A 22,810-nucleotide genomic window follows, 5' to 3' on the forward strand; every position below is an offset into this window, starting at 1 on the left:
CCAAAATTCAGTAATCATCACAGTCTAATAGAATACAAAAACTAGCTGAATTTAATGGTAAACATCAACCCCTACGGTGATTAAGCACTGCTTAATTTTATATAGTAGGTTATAGAGATTTCGATGATTTCCCTAAATTCTAACTAACCTAACTAACAATTTACTGTTTCTCTAGAAACACTTCTGAGTAGAAAAATAGTAAGCATTCACTCGTCAGTCGTCAGCTAATACAGCTTTCCGTAAAACACGGGTAATTAAAAGAATGCAGAATTTAGAATTTAGAATTTAGAATTTAGAATTACGTTTTGCAACGGGGATTTTACCCCGACGCAAAACCCGCTGCTTGTAGAAGCAGGGGACTTTAACCCCCAAAGGTAAGTTAAAACTTCCTCTTCTTGGCTATTCCTGCTTTTAGCTGACTCCTGAATACTACTGAAAGATTTTTTACACCCTATCCGATTTTCAAACATCCTCTTATTGATATATTCAGCATAACTTTATTAAAACAATAAATAATATAATCTAGGACTTGACTATCATAAAAATAGTTGTGTTGTTTTGATTTGTGAGAAGCATCAATATTTGTCATCTACAAAACTTTAAGTTTATCTGGAATCAAAACTATCATAAAAATATTTGTTCTAATTTATGGTAAGCATCAATATTTGTTATCTAGAAAACTTTAATTTTGTCTTGAATCAATTTTAAAATTATGAATCATAAAAAAACACTCACCTCATTAGAAAAAATAATTCCTAATCAATTGCTAAATCAGATACAATATATTCATTGTAGTCTAGTTTCCTGGTGGATTTTGCATTGGGGAAGTCAGCCTTTAAATTTTTCTGAAAAATCAGCAATGGTTTTTTCTCCTCATCAAGATGATGAAACCTTTGGTTGTGGAGGCATGATTGCCCGCAAAAGAGAACAGGGAATACAAGTAGGGATAACTTTTTTAACTGACGGTAGAGGTTCTCATGGTTTAGATCCACTTATGCAAAATCAAGTTATCCAGATTCGTCAACAAGAATCTTTGATAGCTTTAGATATTTTGGGTGTGAACACTTCAGAGATTCATTTTTTAAATTATCAAGATGGCAGTTTGGCTGCTTTGAATATAGAGAAAAGGCAACAGATAATTACTGAGATTTCAGAATTACTAAATTTGTATCAACCTGGAGAAGTTTATGTACCTCACCGCAAAGATTGTCATCAAGATCATGAAGCTACTTATAATTTAGTGAAAGAGGCAATTATTCAATCTAAAATCACTACAGAAATACTTCAGTATCCTATTTGGGTATTTTGGCGATCGCCATTATTTATTCTGTTGAAGTTACAAGATATTGCAGCGGCTTATCGCTTATCAGTAACATCAGTAAAAGAGAAAAAACAAAAAGCTATTGCTGCCTATCCTTCCCAGCTTGAGATGTTACCTCGGGGATTTATTAACAGATTTTTATATTCGGAAGAAATATTTTTTAAATCCGAGTGAAGTTGTGAGTGGTAAGCATCTGAAGATTTGTTATCAATAATTACAGTGGAGAAAATTTAAATGCGGATTCTACATATTACTAATCATGTCCAAAAAATCGGTAATGGAATTGTTAATGTTGCTGTAGATTTAGCTTGTTTACAAGCAAAAAGTGGTCTGGATATTGCTGTAGCTTCTGCTGGTGGAGAATATGAAAAATTATTAGCAGATCACGGTGTTGAACATTTTCATCTCAATCAGTGTCGGACACCATTAAATCTCATTAAAGCTGCTGGGCATTATCGCCAAATCATTAAAGAGTTTCAACCGGATATTGTTCATGTACACATGATGACAGGGGCAATTTTAGCCGGTATTTTTCGCAAGAATCGAGAATATCATTTAGTTTCTACTGTCCATAATGAATTTCAACATAGTGCTATCCTCATGGGGTTAGCTGATCAGGTAATTGCAGTTAGTAAAGCAGTAGCTAATTCAATGATTAAACGGGGTATTCCACCTCGAAAGTTACGAGTAGTTAGTAATGGGACGTTAGGAAGTCCTCGACATAAAAAACTGGCAGATTATCAACCAGTAGAAATGCCACATCCATCTATAACTACTGTGGCGGGGATGTATACCCGCAAAGGTATTTATGAGTTAATTGAGGCATTTAAAATAGTTTCCTCAGACTTTCCGCAAGCACATTTATATTTAGTGGGAGATGGTCCAGATCGTTCGATATTTGAGGCAATGGTGCAAAATACAGGTGTTAGTAATCGCATTCATTTTGAAGGATTTCAGGCAGAACCGCAACGCTATATGTTAGCAACGGATATCTTTGTTCTGGCTTCACATTGCGAATCTTTTGGCTTAGTGCTAACGGAAGCGCGGGAAGCTGGTTGTGCGATTATAGCCAGTGATGTAGATGGTATTCCTGAGACTTTAGATTATAGTCAAGCGGGGATTTTAGTGCCACCCAAGGATATTCCAGCCTTAGCTAATACTTTGACACAATTATTGAGCGATCGCCAACTTTTAGATCAGTGGAAATTCCGCGCCCAACAAAATTTAGAAAGATTTAGTGCCGCAAGAGTGAATGAAGAAACACTAAATATATATCGTGAATTAATGAGAAAAGACAATATCATCAGAGTCATGGAAACCAGAGAATTAGCCAATCTTAATTAATTCTTTTTCGCTAATGTGCATCGCAATTCCTTTCTCATAATAGGCAGCTTCATTAATAAAGATTGGATAAACAGTGGAATTTCCTTGATAGAAAATTTCTTCTCCTGTGAAAGTCAGAAAAATAGGATCACCAGGATGTAAAGGTTCATAATCTTGGAATTGAAGTTGGGGGTGAATCATCGCCTGAATTTCCCCTACTTCATTTCTCGGATAATCAATCACACCAATTGATTTATAGACTGTTAGTGTATTATTTTTGGGTAAATCTTTTCCTTGATTATAGTCTTCAAAATAATCTAAAACACTATAAATAAGTTGTTCAGTCTGTTGAAATAATTCCGCATTTAAAATCCCTTGGGGTACAGCACCAACTTCAATTGCAAAACCCAAATCACACAAAGAACGTAGAAAACCACTACCTTGAGGTTGTTCATGAATATAAACCTTCACCAAAGGATTAACTGCACTCAAATCCGCAGCTAATTTGAGCAGGAAAGGGTGCCAATTTCCCAGAATAATACATAATCCCATATTGGCAGTAGTCGTATGTACATCAACAATTGTATCTACAGATTCTTGATTTTCTGGTTGTAATATTTGCTGAATTTCTCGCGCCCTTAATTCTTCGTAACTTGAGATTTTTGAACTTGATAATTTATCTTGATTAAAGCAACGATTCAGATCCGTATCAATATATCTTGTCCGTGCAGCAATAGCTTTAGGATTACCAAGTAATGATAAAGTTTCAAAACTACCTCGATGAATTAAATGGGGATATTGCTGAAACTTTTTAACCAAGTAAACTCCCGTTAACTCATTACCGTGATTTCCCCCAACAATCGCCACCCGATGAATTTGATTCATAAATACCTCATTTATAAGCAACTTAGCTATGAAAGTGAACACATTCTATCAGTCCATAGCCTTTTGTGCTGAGATGCTGCATAAATAATTTTCTCACAGTCCAGATGCCAATAGCAAGAGGAAGGGAGTATAATTAATGATGATAAATTCTGAGATATTCTTTAAAAATGGGGGAAAGAGTATATAGTTTTTGATCATTTTCTAATTTGGATACTAAAAATCTTCTTGTTAATGATTGTAACCCGTTAATTATATCCATTGATGATAATGATAAAAGTTGTTTTATCTCATCTCTAGATATAGGTTGATCATTTTGACTGATTTTTAATAATATCTCTTTTTCAACTTCAGATAATCTCATCCATATTAAATCAAACAGAGATTTAAAATCTTCTGTTAAAATTAAACTATTTTCTTTGATAAATTCGGCAACTTCACCCTCAAAGACATCTTTAATTAAAATACTGATATACTGTAAATATTTAGGATGACTTTCATATAAATTAATTAAGTTTAACCAAGTTTCCTCATTTTTTAATCCTTGATTTTTTAATATCTCTGTAGCTGCACTATCTAAACCTGATAATTCTAAGGAATGAATTGGATAAAGTTCACTATCTAAAGAAATCATTTGTTGGCATTTTTCCTGACTGATGAGAATTAAACAACTTTGATGTTCAATTTCTGTGATCATTTGCAGGAAAGTTTTATAATCTTGATATTCAGGTTTATATTGTCCTGCAAATTGACAATTAACAAAGATATTTTCCAGATCATCTAAAATAATCAAACATTTTTTATTTTTAAGGATATTAAATAATTGTTTTAATTTATCATCTATAGTTGCTTTAGCTTCTTGTTGACAAATATTCAATAAATCATCAATAAGTAAATCTAGGGATTTAGGAAACTTTAAACTTCTCCAGATAATAACTTCAAATTGTTGAAGATTTAGATCAATAAATCTTTTCACAAGGGTAGTTTTACCAATTCCAGATAATCCTAAAACAGAGATAAAATGAGTGTGTTGATTTAATACTCCATTAGATAAAAGGTTTAATTCTTGTTCTCGTCCATAGAAACGAGTAATTTTAGGTGATAAACTTAAATCATGATAAAAAGATTTAGCTTGTTCTGTATTCTTATTATGTTGATGGTGATTTGATATTTGATTATTAGAACACCAATTAATATTATTTTTTTCAAAATTAATAATTTTAGAATTTACAACTCTTTCTATAGTCCAACAAAAATTAGATTTATTAATATCTTGACCTAAAATTTCAGATAAAAGTTTAAATAAATTCCTACTTTCATCACCTATATAACCCTCATCATAATCATAAATATTGGCAATTTGTCTATAAGTTTTACCATTAAATAGTTCCTCAATGATCTTTTTCTGGAGATCATCTAAATGTTTATCAGTCTTAGTAAATACTAAATTATCCACAAATCGTAAAATTTCTGTAACAGTCATAAAACTTAGATGAGTTAACCTTTGTAGCCATTATAACTCAATCCGTTTCCAGATTATCAGGGTTTTTCAGGTATTTTCTTAAAATTTCTTAATAAAACATCAGAGAATATCCCATATTTTCTAGTATGACAAAAAAGTAATTAAGTATAAGAATGATTAATCAGGTTTAATTTAAGCAAAATGATTGCACAAAAACAATGGTTAGTCAACTTTATTATGGCGATAATTTAGAAGTTTTAAGACGTTACATTAAAGATGAGTCTGTTGACTTATGTTATATTGATCCTCCTTTTAATTCTAAACGCAATTATAATCAAATTTATAATAATATTGGTGGAGAAGATAAAGCACAAGCTCAAGCATTTATTGATACTTGGGAATGGGATGATCACGCTATTCGGGGAATAGATGAAATCATTACTAATTATCATGGTTTATTTACTCAACAATGTATTGCTTTAATTACAGGTTTAAGTAATGTTTTAGGGAAAGGAAGTTTACTCGCTTATTTAGTGAGTATGACTTTAAGAATAACAGAAATTCATCGAGTTTTGAAACCTACAGGAAGTTTTTATCTACATTGTGATCCTAGTGCGAGTCATTATTTAAAGTTAATATTAGATGCTGTTTTTTGTTCTCAGGGTGGAGAATTTATAAACGAAATTGTTTGGAAAAGACGTACAAACACGGTAAAAGCAATTACTAAATCTTTTTCAACATTAAATGATATTATTTATTTTTATGTTAAATCGTCAAAAAATTATTATTTTGATATTCAGTATGAAGATTATCCTAGCGAATATCTTAGAAGGTTTAAATATGAAGATGAATATGGTAGATATCGTTGGCAAGTAATGGCTACTTATTCTCAAGAAAGATTAGAACAACTTAAAAAAGAAAACAAAGTTAGATTTTCACCAACTGCTAAACACCCTGAATTTAAACAATATTTACATGATTTAAAAGGTATACCTCTTACAAATCTTTGGATGGATATTGATATGATAAATTCACAATCAAAAGAAAGATTAGGATATCCAACACAAAAGCCAGAAGCATTATTAGAAAGAATAATTAAAGCCAGTTCTAATGAAAATGATATAATATTAGATGCTTATTGTGGATGTGGGACAACTGTTGCAGTTTGCCAAAAATTAGATAGACAATGGATAGGAATTGATATTACTTATCAAAGTATTAGTTTAATTTTAAAAAGATTAGAAGACAGCTTTGGTAAAGAATTTGTAGATAACATCAAACTTCATGGTATTCCTAAAGATATAGAAAGTGCAAAAGCATTAGCAAATAAAGCAGATGATCGCACTCGTAAAGAGTTTGAAAAATGGGCAATATTAACTTATACTAACAATAGAGCCATAATTAACACTAAAAAAGGTGCAGATAAAGGTGTAGATGGAACTGTTTTATTTTATGGTGATAAAGGTGAAGCAGAAAAGGTAATTTTCCAAGTTAAATCTGGTAAAGTCAAATCAGGAGATATCCGAGATTTACTAGGAACAATGACCCTAGAAAATGCCAGTATAGCTATATTTATAACCTTAGAAAATCCTACAAAAGATATGTTGAAAACTGCCAAATCTGCTGGCTTTTATCAAAACAAACTCATGACTCATAGTTGTGATAAAATTCAGATTGTTACAGTTAAAGATATTATTGAAAATAAACAGAAGTTCATGATGACTTTAGCTTTTGAAGTTCTTAAAAGTGCAGAAAAATACAAAGAAATCAGAGTTAATCAGATAGAGATGGACTTAGATATTTAATACTTTTTCAAGTAGGTTGGGTTGAGGTAATGTTCGCGGAGCGTTATTCATACCCCTAAGAACAACAAGATCCCCGACTTCTTAAAGAAGTCGGGGATCTGATTTTTGCAATGTTCACAAACTCTCTTTTATTTCCTGAATTGGAGTATCATCAACATCAATATCACCTGCTTCTGGTAGGAGAATAATTACCTTAACAGTATTAAAATTATCAATTTCTAAAGGATAATCTAAGGTTAATTGCCCTTCTTGTATTTTTCCAGTAACTTCTAAGGCTTTCATAGTTTCTAGCTGCTTTTTGTTTAACTAATTTTGATGTAGAAGATATTTCTATTACATTTTGTCATATTTTCCTAGAATTATTGTCTGATAATTTCGATGCACCATTAGAAGAATTTGAAAATTAACCATGCAAGTTAGCATTTTTTATTGTTTATTTAACCATCCTTCTAAATTAGGTATCTTACTAAAATAATTAATTCCCAAATTAGCTAATATCTGTTGAATATTAGTATTACCAAATTCCTTGGTATTTTCACTAAAAAAAGCTTTGTTAATTGATAAATTATTTTCAGCATGAGCTAAAATAACCTGTAAAATAAAATCATCTCTTCTTTGATTTTTCCCAAGTAGTAAAGGATTATTTAAAGTAGCTTCTAACATTTTAATGCTTGGTTCAATCAATTCACCATGATTTTTTAAATATTCGAGAATATTCAAAAAACGTTTTTTAAAATCAGTTAATATGTCATCATAATCAATTAAAGAACTTTCTAAATAATTAACAAAAGATTGAGAGTTATTTAATTCTTTATTTCGTTTAGCTTCATTCATTTCTATTTGAATAGTTTGAGAAAAAGATTGACTACGTTTTTCTTCTCTTTCTATTGCTACTAATGTTTCCATTAAACAAATACTAGGAATGACAAATTGTAAATTATTTGAAGAATCATAGACAAAATCTTCTAATTCTTTGTTTCTTCCTTTGGCAATTGCCATAATTGAATTAGTTTCTAAATAAATAATCATAATAATTCTAACTCCTCTGTCGTACCATCAAACAAAAGAGTAAATAAGCCAATTTCCTTCATTTCCTCAATGTAAGGGGGGGTTTCACTTTTCCAATGATAAGCTAAATCTCTTAACCATGATTGAGTTAAAGTTATTAAAGTAGATTGATAGATGATTCCTTCGATGCTTTTTGGATTATAATGTTCTAAAACCTTTTTCGTGTCCAATCTTGCTACTTCTACAAAAGTTGGACTCTTAAAGATTCTCATGACATTAGAATTAACAAACATTAAAAAAGGAATATGCTGGTATTGTTCCATTTTTAAGATATTAAGATCCGGGGAAGAATACATAGCGGAAAATCTCACATCTATGATCAAAATATATTTATCATCTTTATCTTTAGCAGCAATTGCTGGTTGAAAATCAATTATAGTTGGAGGTTGTATTTTTAACATGGTATTTAACCTCTTGCTTAATAGTTTAACTACTTTTCATGCAATAAATATTTGTACTAAATTTTATCATAATTTATCAATAAAATGTGAAAAGCTGGCGACTAGAAGTCGCGGCTACACGGGCAAAACCCACCTGCGTGGGTTGATTTTTCATTAGTCCACGCAGGTGGACTTTGTTTGTGTAGTAGCGACTTCTAGTCGCCTAAAATTTTTAAACTCTAAGAGGATGTTTGAAAAGTTTTTAATGTATAAATAAACCCCTCTCCAAACCTCTCCCCGACGCGGGGAGAGGCTTTGAAACCCCCATTCCCTGGCAGGGAAGGGGGCTGGGGGGGTTAGGTTTTTGGAAATTATTGGTTTCATCTAATACTTTTCAAACAACTTCTAAGAAGGGGTTTTAATTTAACTCTGTGGTCTGCTGTAGTATTTATGACCTGCCATAGCCATTGCTAAAAATCCCCACATAATCATCCCCGCAATACTCAGCATCCCGCTATAGATAATTAACTGAGCGCAAGAACTGATACCAATAGCGCGGGCAGCACTGAGAAAACTATCAAAGCGACCTTCTGTATAATTACTAACCGTAACTAGCAGCAATACTAACCCACTAATATAGGGTATAGCACCAATCCAACCCAAGGTAAAAAACATATCTAAAATGCCGCTATCAATAACAATCACTTCTATTTGTCCAGTTTTTTCATTTACTTTCCAGATATTTCCAAAGCCGTTACCGACAACATTAGAAAGAGCTAAATTCAGGTTTCTGTCATAAGTTGCGGATCTATCTCTAAAACTACCATCTTCTTCCAGATTAGAAAAACTTTCAAATCGAGTGGTAATGACTTTAGAAAGCGGTTCAATAGTTACCAAGGGAATAACACAGATTGTCATCACTAAAATTATAGTAATTAATCGCATTTGAATCTGGGGTTTTACTGAACCAAAAATCATAATAATTCCTAATAACCAGCCGCCCCAACTTGTTCGCACTTGGGAAAGTAAAAATGATAAATAACCCACAGCAGAAGCTGGGAAAATTAATGGACCAGTGCTGGTAAATAATAATAGTAACCCAGCTTGCATGACAGTCCCAAATGGACCTGGTGAGTGGAGTGTACTCCAGACGCGCATTCCAAAAGGAATTGGGTGTCCAGCACTGGTAAACATTTTCGATTCGATTAGCCAATATCTGTCCCATTCAGGAGCGACAACAAATTGATAGACACCGTAAGCACCAAGGATGAGTACACACCAAATAAATGTTCTTTGCAGATGTTGACGATAACTGGGATAATCTCGCCAATTAGAAAATAGGTGAAAAGCAAAAATTATGGGACTTAACCAATCTAAAAAACTCCGAACTACAGGGAGTGGTTGATTGTAAATTAAACCTATTAAACATCCATAAGAAACTCCTATAGCAGCTAAAAGAAATGGTAGTCCCCCTTGCCGAAGAGTGCTAGGTAGATGTTTTAAAAAGGTGAATATTGTCAGGAATACGACTAAATAAGGTGCAATTAACATTTGTCTGGTGGGGTCCCAGCCAATTTTATAGTCAACTAAACGAGTGATTAAGGGGGTGAGAAACCATATCCACCAGGTGAAGCCGATATAGTGAATGGGATGCCGCAAGTATAAAAACGCCGCTACTAGAAAAGCAGTGGCGGGAAAAACGAGGCGTAAACTGCCTGTACTGGTAAAGTAGCAAGCTGTGATCAGGAGGATAAAAGCAAGAATGATCATCCAACTTTGGGCAGATCGATCTTGGGGAGAAAATTGTTCTTTTAAAACTGTATTGGAAAGTGTTGGTTTGGAAATCATTTTGATCTGAATATTCTATAAAAAGTTTAGTTAGGAGATAGATCCCCGACTTCTTGAAGAAGTCGGGGATCTAAGAAGTCGGGGATCTGGGTTGGGGTAGTTAATAGTTAAAATGTTGTTTTTTAAGGGCGAATTTTTGAGATTTCATGCTATATTTTTGATATCCTAACCATCTTCCTCGTAAGGATGCTCGCAATTTTTTACTGGCGATTTCTTTTTGTTGGGGAAATAGTCTCAGCCATTGACATATTCCTAAACTTTCTCTTGTACCAACTAAAATTGACCAGGATAAAAATACAATTTGACGCAGGGGTGAAAGATGTTCTAATAAAATTAAGGTTTCGTTGTGGACTAGGTTAATTAATGCGGTGTCGTTAAAGTTGTGGCGTTGATCTTCATCAAATCTTTGGGCGGGATAGTGATCTACTGCAATGCTGGGATCATAAATCATTTTCCATCCAGCGCGTTTGAGGGTGAGGGCAAAGGACATTTCAAAATGTACCTGTGCGCCCGTTCCTTGCATTCTGTCATCAAATCGCAATTTGCCAATCGCCTGGGTACGAAAGCTCATATTCACACCTTTGAGAACATCAACTTCACGGGGTGCGCCTACTCCTAAGTGATGGTTGCCAATGACACGCCCGCACCATTGCAATTTACCAACTATGGGACGGGAACCATTTTCTAATTTGTCTCCTTGATACACCCAATCACGACCACCTACGCCACCAATGGTATAATTAACGCTGAAGTGAGTATTAATTTTGGCTAACCAATCCGGGTGGGGAGCGGCATCATCATCGGTGATGGAAAGAATGTCTCCCTGTACTTGTGCTAGTCCGGCGTTGAGGGCGGCGACGACTCCCGGCTGGGTGACGGTGACAATCTGTAAGGGGAGGAGGTGGGGCGGAAATTGGTGGAGGAATTGCTGGGTTTCTGTGTCTGTATCTCTGACAACAACGATCGCCTGATCAACTGATTTAGTTTGCTGTTGCAGTGCTTTCAGACACCGGGCTAGGTCTTGAGGACGGCGATAGGTGGGGATGAGAACTGTGTTTCTCATGGGTGATTAACTCCTCAAATATATTTAGATAGGTTTGTGCCATTGTTGACCAGCTATGTTGCTCGGCAATAGTCCGGGCAATTTTACCCATTTGTTGACGCAGTGAGCGATCGCTATTTAACAACTCCAGCGCCTCTGCTAAAGCCTTAACATCATCACAATCGTCTAAAACGATGCCACAGTCGGGATTAACTAAATCAGCCGCACCAGTAGTAGTGGCGGTAATCACGGGCAAACCTGAAGCCATCGCTTCAATCACTACAAGTCCAAAGGGTTCATAACGGGACGGAAACACAAATAAATCTGATGCCCGTTGAATTTGGGGCATATCACGGCGATAACCTAAAAAATGCACTCTTTCACTAATATTTAATGCTTTTGCCATTGCCGGATAAGGGCTATCTTGAGTACCACCGACAACTGCTAAATGTAATTTAGGAACTTTTACCAAAGCATGAAGTACAGTATCTAAGTTCTTCCGGGAAATCCGAATATCACCTGCAAATAAGGCCAAATTAACATTCTCAGGCAATCCCAATTCCGTCCGCAAACTGACACCAGGAGCAAATTCTTGTAAGTCTACACCATTAACAACAACCCGAATTTGTGAACGAGGTACACCAATATTTACTAATTCTTGGGCAACTTTTTCTGAGACAGTAATAATAATTTTAGATTGGCAAAAAGCTTGTTTTTCCCAATAAGCATTAGCCGCAGTAAATAACCATTGATATAACCCGTACAAATCTTTACGTTTATGGGAAATATGCACAGGCGATTTTAACCATGAACCATGCACAAAATGTACAGCATTCACATCACTTGCCCCCATAGTAATCGCGCCATTGACTTTAATTAAATCCAAATTAGCTCGATTTTTACGCAACCAATCTGCACTTTTTTTAGCAAAGATAAAATTGCGAATAAATTCCGTAGGATACCTTTCTACTGGAATATAAATACAACTAACAGCATTATTTTCAGATAACTCTGGGGCAATTTCACTAGCTAATAATGTCAGATCATGACCACGCCGAATAGCTTCTTGAGCGACTTCATAATTAACTCTACCTTGACCATCACCTTTTCTGATTTTGTGGGTAACAATACAAATTTTCACTCATAACCTCTTGTAATTGACTAAATTAGGAAACTTTCCAAAGTTTATTCGTTAAATTGGTAGGAATAAAACTAATAATTAAAGCGACTAAAGTTCGTAAATTAAATTTTTGCTCACTTAAAGTTTGCCAAAAATAACGGCGGGCATCTGTAATTTTTTGATCTCGTAATAAGCCAATTCCTAAAGTTGTATTAGCTTCTAACCATTTGGTTTTAAAGTAGGACTTAAATTCCTGCAACCGTTGATCTTCCATAAAAGTTTGATAACAGAATATCTCACTTTTACCTTTACGGATTTTTGCTTGCACACTGCGACTACCACTGAGCATAGTATCAGTTTGTTCATGCTCTCGATATTGGGTTAATTTTTCGGGAACATAGTAAACTCCATAGCCAGAAATACAACAAAGATATGTTAAATATAAATCCCACATTCCGTCAACCTCTGAAGGAATATTATCCCAATTAAGCACTCCATTTCTAATTACACAAGCCGCCGCAGTGGGAATACTTTTATCAATTAAGCCAATTTGAGTAAAATTTTTATGAACTCCGGGAGTGATTTGATCACGTTTATAACTGCGGGTATTGTTTTCAGTGGCAGCAATATTAATTTTACTATCACCATCTATAATATATTGGTCACAAAATGCCAAAATTAAATCGGGATTTGCTTCTAAATTGGGGACAAGTTTAGATAAAAAATCCTCATTCCACATATCATCATCATGGAGACTAGCCACATATTTACCTGTGGCAATTTTAAAACCATGAAACTGGTTAGCTAACATCCCAATATTTTCTTTATGTCGCCAAAATTTAATTCGTGAATCTTGAAATGATTCAACTAGTGCTTGGGGATTTTCAGAACTGCAATTATCAGAAACAATAATTTCTAGATTTTGATAAGTTTGTTTAACAGCACTATTAATTGCTTGTTTCAGATATTCTGGGCGATTATAGGTGGGGATAATCACGCTTACCAAAGGTTCGGAGGAGTTAATATTTAACATTAGCTGTAGGATGAAAAAATAAACTATGGGAAAATCACTTAAAAATCCCTAAAATCCGGTTTTAGCTGACTGCTGACAATGATTGTTTATCTCACTTCATTTTGAATTTGATAATATTGCCAAAACTTACCACGTTGTTGAAGTAACTCTTGATATGCTCCCTGTTCTACGATTTTTCCTTGTTCTAAAACCACAACTTTATCTGCTTTTGCAATAGTAGAAAGACGGTGAGCGATCGCAATTACTGTGCGGCCAACAGATAGCTTTTCTAAGGATTCTTGAATTAACCGCTCAGACACTGAATCTAAGGCACTTGTAGCTTCATCTAGAATCAGGATTTCGGGGTTTTTCAGCAATGCGCGAGCGATCGCAATTCTTTGTCTTTGTCCACCTGATAACCGCACACCTCTATCTCCTAATTGCGTATCGAAACCTTCCGGCATTTCTAGAATAAATTCTAAAGCATTTGCCAATCGTGCAGCTTCTTTAATTTCTATTTCTGTAGCTGTTGGTGTCCCATAAGCAATATTATTCCAAACAGAAGTATTGAAAATAAAAGTGTTCTGACTGACAACCGCTATCTGAGAACGCAGAGAGTTAATGTCAAATTTGCGAATATCAACTTCATCTATATAAATATAGCCATCAGTCGCATCATGAAAACGAGGAATTAAATCCGCAAGTGTGGTTTTTCCAGCCCCAGATGAACCAATTAAAGCCGTCATTTCCCCTTGTTTAATGGAGAGAGTTATATTATGTAAGACTCGTTGATCAGGACTATAATCAAAATCTACCGACACTAAATCAATTGATCTTCTAAAACCAGGAAATCTCAGTGCGCCATTTTGAAAATAGATTTTATCATCAGTTTTCAACAAATCCTTGATATTTTCCACTGCTCCCGCTTGGGTACTTAAAAAAGCCACGACTCCATTCAAATCTTGAGTCATAGGGATAATGCGGAACAGGACAAAAAAGAAAGTTAACAAAGCTGAAACTTTCATTAATCCTGTGGTTAAAGCCACAATAATCATACTAATTAGAATTAGCGTAGATATACTTTCGGCCAAAGGCTTAACTATCAAAGAAATCCAATAAACACTTTTCCACGTATTAACAATTTTTTCACTGGCTTGATAATACCGTTTTCGCTCAAATTCTTGAGTAGAAAAAGCATGAATTGTGCGAATACCTTCAATAAACTCTAGCACCCTAGCCGTAAAATTATCATTAGCAGAAGTAATCGCAAAACTACGTTCTCTAATTTGTTTATTTAGAGTGGATAATGCCACCGCTAAAAGACTAAATAGCAAAATAGAAACTATAGTCAGTTTCCAGGAAAGAATAAACAAGGAAATAGAATAAATAATCAGTGTAAAACTTCTAGTGATTAAAAAAGCTAGTCCACCAAAAATCTGCCTAATTCTCTCCATTTCACTGGTGAGTATATTAACTAATTCTCCAGATTTTTTATGACTAAAATAATTAAGAGTTTGAGCCTCTAACTGTTGAAAAATTCGTTTACGGAGATTATCTACTAAACTTACTTCACTAAACTGGATGCAAATTTGTCCTATATAATTGAACGATGCCCGCATACAGGTTGTAACAACAATTAAAGCTGATATTCGATATAATCGCTCTGTTGCGGAAGCATTAATTCCTAAAATCAAAATATCAAACCAGCCTATTCCTGTTTTCACAGGTTCAGCCCCAGGAGTAGTTAAGCTTTGCAAAAATACCAGCAAAAATCCTAAACCAAACCCTTCAAAACTGGCAGCTAAAGCGGAAAATACGATAGCTAAAATAGCCACAACTCGAAAGTGTTTAAATTCTCGTAATATTACCCGATTATTTTGCCACAAACTTGTAGCTTGAAAGATTTTCATTGTTGACGGTAGAAATTTGGAATCCATAAAAATTTTGACCAATAATTTTGATAATTAAGCACAGAAGCATCAATCTCAAGAAAATAAATATGCTTACATAGGAGCCCGACGAATAAAACGACCAAGAGCAGAACCACAGAGAATTTCAAATTTCTGCCATAGTATTTTTGCCATTGAATAAAGTTGAATAGGTGTTTGACTATGTTGCCAATATAATTTATCAGTTATGGTGGGAGAGCTACCTTCTAAAGCACTGAGAAGCAATTTTTTGCGCCAAGGTTTAATATTTGGAACTGTAGCGTGAGACATGATAGTACCACCAGGAACAAAATCCATGCCGTCTGGGCCAACGGTACTCAAAGGATAATTAGTTAGCATCAATGCTAAGTTTAAATAAGTCTGATCTCCATACAGATATGGATAATAATTAAAGGTATTACCGTTATAAAGATCCTTTAAATTGGCATACCCTGCTATCTCACCCAATTCTTCTAATTTCTGCCAGACTTTCAAGATAGATTTGTAGTTTTTATGAACTCCAATGAAGCCACTATTGTAGTGATAATCTAACTCTCGTTCACAAGCAAAACCATTATTTTCAGCAAATTCTTTCCATGCTAATCGTCGAGGATGGTTCGCTGATACAAGATACCAAGAATCACCACAAAGAGCAATTCCTCGACTTACCCAATTTTCATAAAAATTCCACTCACATTTATTGACAATATCAGGATCAAAGTAAAATAAAGCATCAATATCTGGACAGTAATCTTCCCATAATTGGGACATAAAATCAGGTTTATAAAAACCTAAATGTTTTGGAGTTGTTAGCTTGACAAATCGGATTGCACAACCTTCACCTAAAGAAAACTCTTGATAACCATTTTCTGTTTTCAAAGACTTAGCCCAAGGTGGCACATTTCCCCGATATCCAGCCCAAAATATGCCTCGAAACCCGTGGTGATATAAGGAATTTACTAAAGCCCCCACACCATAATGATAGTCTTTTTCAAATACGGTACAAATCGCTGTTTGCATGATATTTCTTATTTTTTAATTAGGTACATAATTCATGGTCATCAAGATGATAACAGGAAGTATTCATCAATTAGATAAAAGCGCTTAAAAACACAGAGTGAATATATTTATTCTAAACTATAGGCAAATTGACCTTATTCTCTATTTGCCATGCACCGCTGAAGTTATGTTTTTGATTTAACTTTTTGCTCTGGGCTTCTAAGCTTAATTTAACCGCATTTTCTAAAGACAAACAACGATTATTAAGTAGGCAAAATTTTCCTTGAAATAGATTCAATCCATTAGATAAATTATTTAGAAAAAATGTACCTAATACAACAATTAAATTAGTCATTTCATGTTTAGCTGTTGAGCTAAATTTAATAGCTCGAAAAAGTTGTCTATTTTCTCCCACATACCACTCATAATCAAACAACAACTTGGGAGAATATATCTGTATAGTTATCAATCCTCCTAGTATGACTGGACTCATAAACAGCAGCAGAAATAAAGCCCAAGTCCAATCAATTATGATTCGTAAATTCCTGAAAATTTGATTACCTTTTTTTGGCGATTTTCGATAAACAGAAATGTTTATAAATATCGGCTTATTAGCTTTTTGACAAGCATTTGCCCAAACTTTTAATAAAGAATCACCAATTTTTGGATCTATGCTCACTAAACTAACTGGAGAATGTTTTAAGCAATCTATTAACGATGCTTCATTTTCTAGTGCAGCTAAATGGGGCTGTGGCAATTTTTCAGAAGCTTTCACTAATAACTTTCCTCTCCGCCATTGCAAGGTACATGATAGGAAGTTAAAATTTTCAGATGACTGAGGTATAATAGAGTTATTATTTAGACTAGAAATGACTGAAATTGGCATAGATTAAAAGTGATAAAGTAGTAAAAGATTGACTTGATCTCTACGATCAGGAAATTAAAATTTTCTCAATCGTAAAAAATACATTAAAGATCAGCAGATTTAACTTTTATGACTAACCAGCGTTCCTCCTTGTAAAATTTATTTATATTAAAATACATATAGGAATCCGCTTTAATTTCTGAATTTATTTGCTCTTGTCTTTGAAAGTTAGATGATGGGTTTCAATCTCTACAATATAAGACTCTTGATAAATAAATCATCAAGAAACAACTTCTTTATTCACTCTTTAAATAAATATTACTTTTTTCTCCACAATATTAAGATATGGTAAAATGAATTAACGGTAACTAAATAAAATTAACCAACATTTTGTGTTTATAAAACATCTTATAGTTTGCTTATCAGGTAAATAAAAATAACTCTAGAGCGGATTAGTTCCTCAACTTAGATCCCCGACTTCTTTAAGAAGTCGGGGATCTTTGATCTTGTTGTTTAAATGCAAAAACCCCTGTCAAGTGCAGGGGTAAATCTATCGTAGCTGGTTAAATATTGAGCAAATATTCTGGTTTATTCTTCCATTACCGGTTGTAAAACCAATTGTTTTGGCTTGACATAAGGTACATAGGTGCTATCAGATGGAGATGCACCATTAGCCACAACACCAATCAAATTTAACTTACTCAACATCCTTGTGGCTTGATTAAGTTGGGTACGCGTTACTTTACCCATGCTGGCCATCATTACCACACTTCGACAAGAGGATGCTGTGAGCATAGCATCCACTAAACCAAGCACTGAGGGGGCATCTATGATTACCAAATCATAATTTTCTTCAAATGCAGCCATCAATTGGATCATGCGGGGAGAACTCAAAAGATGGGCAGGATCTGTCGGGATTGGTCCGGCTGTCAAAATATCAATGTAAGATGATCCAGAGTAAGGAACACTAATATGATTAGGCAGATTAACTTCACTTTCTAATAAACTGGAAAGTCCCTGTTCATTAGGAAGATTTAATTGTTTGTGCAGATTAGGATCGCGTAAATTAGCATCAATTAGTAAGACTTTTTTATGTAGACGAGCCGCACTCATGGCTAGACCTAATGCCAAAGCTGATTTACCATCATCTGGTAATGCTGATGTTACCATTAATGATCTTAAATCTGAGACTTTATTCAGCAGTTCGATATTTTTGTAAATGAGATCAAGTGATTCCCAGCGGGGAGAAGATTGTAATACTTGAATTGTCCAAGGAGCCAGAACTTCTGGTTTGCCAAATGGCAATTTGATCATTGATTCTCTGGGTCTAGCAGGTGGCAATTTAGGAGTTGTTCCTAATAAGGGGAGAGCAGCCTGTTTTTCTAATTCCGCAGTAGTATGTACAGCGTCATCAGATGCTTCACGAATGAAGGCAGCAGCCCCTCCTAACATTAAGCCAATGACTCCTCCTAATAAGAGATTTTGTCTCATGTTAGGCCCAGTTTGAGAACCTTCTTGTGGTTCTTCTACCACTTCCCAATTAAATCCACCTTTAGAAAGTTCTTGGCGTAACTTTTGTTCGGCTCTTAATAATTGTTCTAATCTTTCTCTGCTAAATTGTAGTTGGGGAAGAATGCGATTGTAATAAGCCAATAGAGAAGGAAACCGCTTGAGTTCGGCTTGTAATTCTTTCTCTTTTGTGGCTAAAGTTTGATCGCGGGCGATTAATGCAACGATGGTAGTTTGGGTTTCTACTAATTGACCTGTGAGATTCAGATCAATTTGTCCTAGTTGTCCTTGTTCTAAAAGATTGTCTCTAGAACTAAAGGCAGGATTCGTCTTTTCTCCTAAAGTTCTACTAACTTCTTTTTGTAAAAGTTGTTTTTGACTTTGCAGTTGTTCGTTTAATTTTTGAACGCCGGGAGTATCATCTGTGAAACGTAAACGTTCTTGTGCTAAAGCCAGTTCGGTTTTCTGGATTTCGTTGAGTAAGCCTTGGTAGCGGGTAGACTGACTCAAACGAGAAGAAACTAAGGCATTTTGTGGAGAACGGTTTAGTTGTACTTGCAAAGATTTTTGCTTTGCTAAAGCTTCTTCATACAAAGAACGAGTTGCTTGTCGTTCTTGTTGGACAGTATTTAAAGCTGTCTCTACGGTTTTAGCCTGAGCATCTGGATCAATTAGATTTTGATTTCTGCGAAACCTTTGTAGATTTGCTTCGGAAACAGTTACTTCATCTGTCGCTTTTCTTAATTGGTCTCTAATGACTTGGAGACCTTTTTGTAACCGCGAATTTTGCTGTTGTTTGTTGTATTCTAAATAAACTTGCTGTATTGTTTGCAGGACTTTTTGGGCTTTTCCTGGATCGTTACTGGTATAATCAACTTGAAATATTTTAGTGGCAACCTTATCCTCTGGACTCTTAATTTGAGTTAAGACTAAGGATTTTTTTAAATCCATTACGGTTAAGTCTGGATATTTAGCTTTGAGTTTATCAACTGCTTTTTTAATCAGTCCAGAACTCTGCATCAAGTTTAATTGAGTAGCAGTATCTACCTCCACATTAGTATCAGTGAATTGACTTTCTGTGTTATCAGTTTCTTTCTTGCCTTGATAGTTAGGTTCTACTAACAATTGCATGGTGCTTTTGAAGCTGGGTTCTGTTTTCAAGGTGATGATGCCAGCAATAGCAGTAGAACTCAGCAATACTAATAATAACCAGGGAAATCTTCGCAGAATTACTGCAAACATTTGTCCATAACCTGGTTCTGTTTCTGATGCTGGATTTATATTGGGATTTAGACTAGTTTGAACCACTTTTATTATCCTTATCTGCGATACACTACGCAAACACCTAAAAATTAAATGAATTAGCGATGCACACCTCTAATACCGCAGGGCAGAATTAAAAATTAAAAAAGCAAATTATATAAGCTTTCTAGGAATTTTTAATGATTAGTTATTTTTGCCATGCTGCACTAGTGGTCTGTCAATCCAAAAATGACGGGTAAAGGCAAGCAGGGGGAGAGGAGGGGCAGGGGGAGTAGGGGAGGGAAAAACAGAAGTTTTTTCCGATCATTAACCGTCAAAATAAATTTGACGAACTACTAGTTTTACCAATAACTTGCTCAACTTTACTAAAGAACGACTGTTCTGAGAAATTGCTAACAGCATGATTACGGATAGTTTCGTAATCCCAAGCTATTTCTCCAGCTTCGAGTATTGCTGCTTGTAAAGAGCATGGTGTTTGTCTTTTGAAAAACACCCCAGTTTTCCCTGGTATTTGAGTATCTAAGACTCCACCTGCTCCATAGGCAATAACTGGTGTACCACTAGCGTTTGCCTCGACTGGAACTAATCCATAATCTTCTAAAGCTGCAACAATAATTGACTTAGCTTTAGAAAATAAGTCTTTACGTTCTCTATCACTAACATGACCAAGAAATTGGATGTTTGGTAATGCGTGGGCTTTTAATCTTTCTTGTTCTGGTCCATCACCTGATATTAATAAGTTCCAGCCTAACCAATTAAAAGCTTCGACTATTATATCAAGACGTTTATAACTTATCATCCGCGCCGATGCCAAGTAATATTCTTCTTTTGTATCGGAAAAAACAAAGTTGCTAGTATCAATTGGATAGTTAATGGCAATGGCTTGTTTGTGATAAATTTTTCGAATTCGCTGGGCAACAATGCTAGAGTTAGCAATGTAGAGATCGGGTTCTTGAGCATATTTCAGGTCTACATTTCTCATCATTTGAAAAACTCTTTCGATGAGAGGAGCAAAGTATCTATAATCTCCGTATTCCCGTAAATATGTTTCTGTGTCCCATAAAAAGCGGGTAACATTATGGCAAAAACAAATATGTCTAGCTTCAGGTTTTTTCCGTACTGCTTTGGCAAAACTGGTGCTACTGCTGATAATTAGGTCATAATCTTGGAGATCCAAGGAACGAAATGCAGGAAAATACAAAGGAGCTAACATCCGAAAATATTTGGTTGCACCAGGAATTTTTTGCAAAAATGTGGTATTGATAATTCGTTCACCTAAATCAATACTTTTCTGCGGGTCGTATAATGAGGTGAAAATGTCAGCATCGGGATAGCGTTTACACAGTAATTCAAATACGCGCTCTGCTCCACCGCGTTGAGTTAAGTAATCATGGACGAGAGCTATTTTCATACCGGATTCCCTACGACTTGGTAATTGACAATTGGCTTTAATATTTATTCTCTAGGAATTTAATTTTTCATGTTGCATTACTAGGTTTTATCACTTATTTTTTATCAATTAATTTATCTAGTTTAATATGAGCTTGAATCATGCAAAACCTCACAAGATTATGAAAATAATCTCTGTTATCTGTTGTATATATGTAAATTCAGAGGTTAAATGAAAATATCAGGAAACCTCTGAATTATCTTGTTGCTGATTTGAAAATTATTTTGTGAGTGCTAAAGTTTTCGCAGGAGCAAAGTAAACGGTTTGTTCAGCGCGTAATTGATCGCAAAGTCTGCCTTCAGGTAGTTCCACGTCATCATAAGTGAGGACTTGATCTTTAGGAATATCGCGCTTTAAGCGACATCCTTCAGCCAGACCCATGGGGAGTAGGTTTTCTTGTTGCACAATGGGGGAATTTTCACATTGTCCATAGGTCATGTAATAACCAATACCATCAAGGGTTTCTCCGGCTGTGAGATCAATTTTGGCAGTGGTGACGACATCAACAACGGGACCTGCTATTGGTGCAAGCACAGCATCATGGAAGAGGACAGCCCGAGCTACGGAGAGGGGAACTTCAAAATGGCATAGGTGATAGGGGGTGTAGAAACTGTAGAGGGGGCCTTCACCGAGTTTATAAAGGTTGAGGTAATGGCGTTGTTTGGGGTCTTCGTGGGTAGCAAATACGAATACTCCTGGACCGGGTTTAGTGCCAACTACGTAATCAACGATACCGCCTAATTCTTGCAGTTGGTCAATGTCATACATTTTGGTCATTTCATCCACATGACCGGTGTAATCATATCCCAACATCCCCCGCTTGGCTACTTTCATGCCTGTGCCGTTGGCGACTATGGCTTGCTCAAAGGAGATTTTTGTACCATCGGCAAAGCTTGTTACCATGGCGGGATTTTGTCCCCAGCGTTGGGCAAAACCGGCTTGGGTGGTGGGGTTGCGGTAGGGGTCTTGTAAACCTTTGATATTACCGCACAGGAGGGGTTTTAAACCGATGCTTTTGACAAAGCGATACAGGTTCATTTCTACCCCTGGTTGGTCGCCGTCACAGGCACTCAGGACGACTCCAGCGCGGTCTGCATGGACTTTGAGGATGGGACCAATTGTGCCATCTAGTTCGGCATTCATGAGGATGATATGCTTGTAATGAGCGATCGCACACATCACCAAATGAGCAGCATATTCAATTGTTCCCGTCACTTCAATGATTGCATCTATGCCATCTGCTTCACACAAGAGCATAGCATCTTCGGTGACTGCATATTTATTTTCAGAGATCGCCTCTTCTAAATCGGCTAAATTAGCAACAATCTTGATATCCTCAATTCCTGCTTCTAAATAAGCTCGTTTAGCTGAATCAATATGCCGATTAGAAATAGCCACCAACTCCATTCCTGGCACAGAATTGATAATTTGATTAGCAATGCCTCGACCCATAAAACCAGCGCCAATCATGGCCACTTTGACTGGTTTACCTAATGCAGCCCGTGCTTGTAAAGCTTTATCAACAATAATCAT

General features: G+C 35.3%; 18 protein-coding genes. 3 read left to right on the forward strand and 15 right to left on the reverse strand.

The genetic code is table 11. The features are described from left to right. The first annotated feature begins 712 nt into the window (after nucleotides 1-712). Both HGD76_RS19825 and HGD76_RS19830 read left to right on the forward strand, forming a co-directional pair. Entirely contained in the window at nucleotides 713-1,495 is a 783-nt protein-coding gene (locus tag HGD76_RS19825) for a PIG-L deacetylase family protein (RefSeq protein ID WP_168651573.1), read from the forward strand. A 60-nt stretch (nucleotides 1,496-1,555) separates the two neighbouring features. Beyond that, complete coding sequence (locus HGD76_RS19830) at nucleotides 1,556-2,665, forward strand: glycosyltransferase family 4 protein (protein ID WP_168651574.1); 1,110 nt, start codon at nucleotides 1,556-1,558, stop codon at nucleotides 2,663-2,665. On the opposite strand, the gene HGD76_RS19835 is transcribed toward HGD76_RS19830, so the two are convergent. Both HGD76_RS19835 and HGD76_RS19840 read right to left on the reverse strand, forming a co-directional pair. Then, complete coding sequence (locus HGD76_RS19835; protein WP_015078024.1) at nucleotides 2,648-3,529, reverse strand: aspartoacylase; 882 nt, start codon at nucleotides 3,527-3,529, stop codon at nucleotides 2,648-2,650. The genes HGD76_RS19830 and HGD76_RS19835 overlap by 18 nt on opposite strands. Before the next feature lie 133 nt (nucleotides 3,530-3,662). After that, on the reverse strand, nucleotides 3,663-5,009 hold the full coding sequence (locus tag HGD76_RS19840) for a helix-turn-helix domain-containing protein (protein ID WP_168696790.1): 1,347 nt from the start codon (nucleotides 5,007-5,009) through the stop codon (nucleotides 3,663-3,665). 197 nt (nucleotides 5,010-5,206) lie between these two features. Between HGD76_RS19840 and HGD76_RS19845 the strand changes: the two genes are divergently transcribed. Further along, on the forward strand, nucleotides 5,207-6,793 hold the full coding sequence (locus tag HGD76_RS19845; protein ID WP_168696791.1) for a DNA methyltransferase: 1,587 nt from the start codon (nucleotides 5,207-5,209) through the stop codon (nucleotides 6,791-6,793). A 114-nt stretch (nucleotides 6,794-6,907) separates the two neighbouring features. On the opposite strand, the gene HGD76_RS19850 is transcribed toward HGD76_RS19845, so the two are convergent. The 13 genes from HGD76_RS19850 to HGD76_RS19910 form a co-directional block, all read right to left on the reverse strand. Further along, nucleotides 6,908-7,075 (reverse strand): hypothetical protein, encoded by a 168-nt coding sequence (locus HGD76_RS19850; RefSeq protein WP_168653225.1) that lies wholly within the window; start codon nucleotides 7,073-7,075, stop codon nucleotides 6,908-6,910. A 144-nt stretch (nucleotides 7,076-7,219) separates the two neighbouring features. Further along, nucleotides 7,220-7,822, reverse strand: coding sequence for a PIN domain-containing protein (locus HGD76_RS19855; protein ID WP_267904278.1), 603 nt, complete (start codon nucleotides 7,820-7,822; stop codon nucleotides 7,220-7,222). Then, the gene (locus HGD76_RS19860) at nucleotides 7,819-8,262 is read right to left on the reverse strand and encodes a hypothetical protein (RefSeq protein WP_168696793.1); all 444 of its coding nucleotides are present in this window, start codon (nucleotides 8,260-8,262) and stop codon (nucleotides 7,819-7,821) included. Before HGD76_RS19860 ends, HGD76_RS19855 begins: the two co-directional genes overlap by 4 nt. Before the next feature lie 402 nt (nucleotides 8,263-8,664). Continuing rightward, nucleotides 8,665-10,089: an O-antigen ligase family protein gene (locus HGD76_RS19865; protein ID WP_168696794.1), complete on the reverse strand. Its 1,425-nt coding sequence runs from the start codon at nucleotides 10,087-10,089 to the stop codon at nucleotides 8,665-8,667. A gap of 100 nt (nucleotides 10,090-10,189) precedes the next feature. Beyond that, entirely contained in the window at nucleotides 10,190-11,152 is a 963-nt protein-coding gene (locus HGD76_RS19870) for a glycosyltransferase family 2 protein (protein WP_168696795.1), read from the reverse strand. Then, a complete protein-coding gene (locus tag HGD76_RS19875; protein WP_168696796.1) occupies nucleotides 11,070-12,272 on the reverse strand; it encodes a glycosyltransferase family 4 protein in 1,203 nt (400 codons plus the stop codon). Before HGD76_RS19875 ends, HGD76_RS19870 begins: the two co-directional genes overlap by 83 nt. 25 nt (nucleotides 12,273-12,297) lie before the next feature. After that, the gene (locus tag HGD76_RS19880) at nucleotides 12,298-13,284 is read right to left on the reverse strand and encodes a glycosyltransferase family 2 protein (RefSeq protein WP_168696797.1); all 987 of its coding nucleotides are present in this window, start codon (nucleotides 13,282-13,284) and stop codon (nucleotides 12,298-12,300) included. Nucleotides 13,285-13,370: 86 nt separating this feature from the next. Continuing rightward, nucleotides 13,371-15,200 (reverse strand): heterocyst formation ABC transporter subunit HepA, encoded by a 1,830-nt coding sequence (gene hepA, locus HGD76_RS19885; protein WP_168696798.1) that lies wholly within the window; start codon nucleotides 15,198-15,200, stop codon nucleotides 13,371-13,373. 66 nt (nucleotides 15,201-15,266) lie between these two features. Then, on the reverse strand, nucleotides 15,267-16,211 hold the full coding sequence (locus tag HGD76_RS19890; protein WP_168696799.1) for a hypothetical protein: 945 nt from the start codon (nucleotides 16,209-16,211) through the stop codon (nucleotides 15,267-15,269). A gap of 112 nt (nucleotides 16,212-16,323) precedes the next feature. Then, the gene (hepC, locus tag HGD76_RS19895) at nucleotides 16,324-17,076 is read right to left on the reverse strand and encodes a heterocyst development glycosyltransferase HepC (RefSeq protein ID WP_325064813.1); all 753 of its coding nucleotides are present in this window, start codon (nucleotides 17,074-17,076) and stop codon (nucleotides 16,324-16,326) included. Nucleotides 17,077-17,643: 567 nt separating this feature from the next. Next, on the reverse strand, nucleotides 17,644-19,872 hold the full coding sequence (locus tag HGD76_RS19900) for a GumC family protein (protein ID WP_168696801.1): 2,229 nt from the start codon (nucleotides 19,870-19,872) through the stop codon (nucleotides 17,644-17,646). Nucleotides 19,873-20,140: 268 nt separating this feature from the next. After that, a complete protein-coding gene (locus HGD76_RS19905) occupies nucleotides 20,141-21,238 on the reverse strand; it encodes a glycosyltransferase (RefSeq protein WP_168696802.1) in 1,098 nt (365 codons plus the stop codon). A 258-nt stretch (nucleotides 21,239-21,496) separates the two neighbouring features. Then, complete coding sequence (locus HGD76_RS19910) at nucleotides 21,497-22,810, reverse strand: NAD(P)H-dependent oxidoreductase (RefSeq protein ID WP_168696803.1); 1,314 nt, start codon at nucleotides 22,808-22,810, stop codon at nucleotides 21,497-21,499.

Origin of the sequence: Dolichospermum flos-aquae CCAP 1403/13F, from assembly GCF_012516395.1 — a bacterium.
Lineage (GTDB): Bacteria > Cyanobacteriota > Cyanobacteriia > Cyanobacteriales > Nostocaceae > Dolichospermum > Dolichospermum lemmermannii.

Bases quoted from the DNA above. Each gene is read 5' to 3' on its own strand.
- HGD76_RS19825 (WP_168651573.1), top strand. From the start codon at position 713: ATGAATCATAAAAAAACACTCACCTCATTAGAAAAAATAATTCCTAAT.
- HGD76_RS19830 (WP_168651574.1), top strand. From the start codon at position 1,556: ATGCGGATTCTACATATTACTAATCATGTCCAAAAAATCGGTAATGGA.
- HGD76_RS19835 (WP_015078024.1), bottom strand. From the start codon at position 3,529: ATGAATCAAATTCATCGGGTGGCGATTGTTGGGGGAAATCACGGTAAT.
- HGD76_RS19840 (WP_168696790.1), bottom strand. From the start codon at position 5,009: ATGACTGTTACAGAAATTTTACGATTTGTGGATAATTTAGTATTTACT.
- HGD76_RS19845 (WP_168696791.1), top strand. From the start codon at position 5,207: ATGGTTAGTCAACTTTATTATGGCGATAATTTAGAAGTTTTAAGACGT.
- HGD76_RS19850 (WP_168653225.1), bottom strand. From the start codon at position 7,075: ATGAAAGCCTTAGAAGTTACTGGAAAAATACAAGAAGGGCAATTAACC.
- HGD76_RS19855 (WP_267904278.1), bottom strand. From the start codon at position 7,822: ATGATTATTTATTTAGAAACTAATTCAATTATGGCAATTGCCAAAGGA.
- HGD76_RS19860 (WP_168696793.1), bottom strand. From the start codon at position 8,262: ATGTTAAAAATACAACCTCCAACTATAATTGATTTTCAACCAGCAATT.
- HGD76_RS19865 (WP_168696794.1), bottom strand. From the start codon at position 10,089: ATGATTTCCAAACCAACACTTTCCAATACAGTTTTAAAAGAACAATTT.
- HGD76_RS19870 (WP_168696795.1), bottom strand. From the start codon at position 11,152: ATGAGAAACACAGTTCTCATCCCCACCTATCGCCGTCCTCAAGACCTA.
- HGD76_RS19880 (WP_168696797.1), bottom strand. From the start codon at position 13,284: ATGTTAAATATTAACTCCTCCGAACCTTTGGTAAGCGTGATTATCCCC.
- hepA (WP_168696798.1), bottom strand. From the start codon at position 15,200: ATGGATTCCAAATTTCTACCGTCAACAATGAAAATCTTTCAAGCTACA.
- HGD76_RS19890 (WP_168696799.1), bottom strand. From the start codon at position 16,211: ATGCAAACAGCGATTTGTACCGTATTTGAAAAAGACTATCATTATGGT.
- hepC (WP_325064813.1), bottom strand. From the start codon at position 17,076: ATGCCAATTTCAGTCATTTCTAGTCTAAATAATAACTCTATTATACCT.
- HGD76_RS19905 (WP_168696802.1), bottom strand. From the start codon at position 21,238: ATGAAAATAGCTCTCGTCCATGATTACTTAACTCAACGCGGTGGAGCA.
- HGD76_RS19910 (WP_168696803.1), bottom strand. From the start codon at position 22,810: ATGATTATTGTTGATAAAGCTTTACAAGCACGGGCTGCATTAGGTAAA.